Source organism: Moorena sp. SIO3I6, assembly GCF_010672095.1.
Map to the genome: position 1 here is coordinate 1 of NZ_JAAHHU010001612.1, position 1,134 is coordinate 1,134.

General features: G+C 39.9%; 1 protein-coding gene. It reads right to left on the reverse strand.

Annotation, left to right across the window (positions count from 1 at the left end):
• Window positions 1-601 precede the first annotated feature (601 nt).
• A partial coding sequence (locus F6K49_RS51650; RefSeq protein WP_293110762.1) for a PEP-CTERM sorting domain-containing protein occupies window positions 602-1,134 on the reverse strand: 533 nt, incomplete at its 5' end.

Genomic DNA, 1,134 nt, shown 5'->3' on the forward strand with positions numbered 1-1,134 from the left:
CAGTAGTAACAACACCATTATGTTTAGAAAAATTAATCAAAGGAATTCTCCTGGTTGAGTAAGTAGATAAATTGAGTTAATTGCACCGCTAAGTGGGCAATTAAGATTTTGGATAGTTTCCAAAAAAATCTCAAGCACCGAAGAATTGATCAGATAGTTTAGGGTGGTAAAACTTTAACCTTTCTGCCGAATTATTCTTCTGCTACAAAAAATAACTCGATCACATTTGCTAAAATTAGACTATCACAAAGGGTGACAACCGTGAAAACTCCAATCAACTTATACGCCAATTTACTGAATTCTATTTTTTAGGATAGCCTCTGCATCTTTGGTTCGTTCCTTGGCGAGATCGATCCAGTCACTTACACTTGCGGTAACCATCACAGGGATGTATACTTGCAATTAAGTTTATAGATTATCACAAAAAAAAGTCCATAAAAATGGACTTAAATTCCTCTAGACTTACAGTTATATTGTTATTGAATAGGACTTATAAAGGCAAAATTATCGCTATGAGTTTGCCCCCCTAGCCCCCCAATTTTGGGGGGAACAAAACTATCAAAGTCCCCCAAATTTGGGGGATTTAGGGGGCTTTACCAAATTATTTATCCTTTCTTTTCAACAATGAACCAGCACCTAAAGCACTAATTCCCAGTAGCGCTAATCCCGAAGCCGGTTCAGGTACACTGGTTGCATCTGGCTTTGAAGGATCCTTGGTGATGGCTTCCTTAAACGTAGGATTGGGATCAACATAGACAGTTGGAGGTAATAGGGACCCCCCAAGAGTAAAGGTAATTCCTGAGTCTCTGTTCCAGGTAAGGGTATAAGCCCCGGCATCAACAGCCCTACCAAAATCGATATCTAGAATCCAACTATCAGGGGTAGCATCAAAGGTAGTAATAAAGTTTCTAGGAGGAAGAGGAAGAGGAGAAGGAAAAGGAGAAGGCAACGGTTCAAGGGTAATATCAGAACCGACTTGCTCTAACCCTTCTACATCAAGAAACCAAGAGAGTAATTCCCCTTCAGTAGTGTACTCAACAAACCCCTCGTAATCTCTAGTTTTGGGAGGAGGCTCTGGCATAAATTCAGGAAAATCCGACAATTCAAGTTCGCCGCTGAATTCTTGGTTAATTA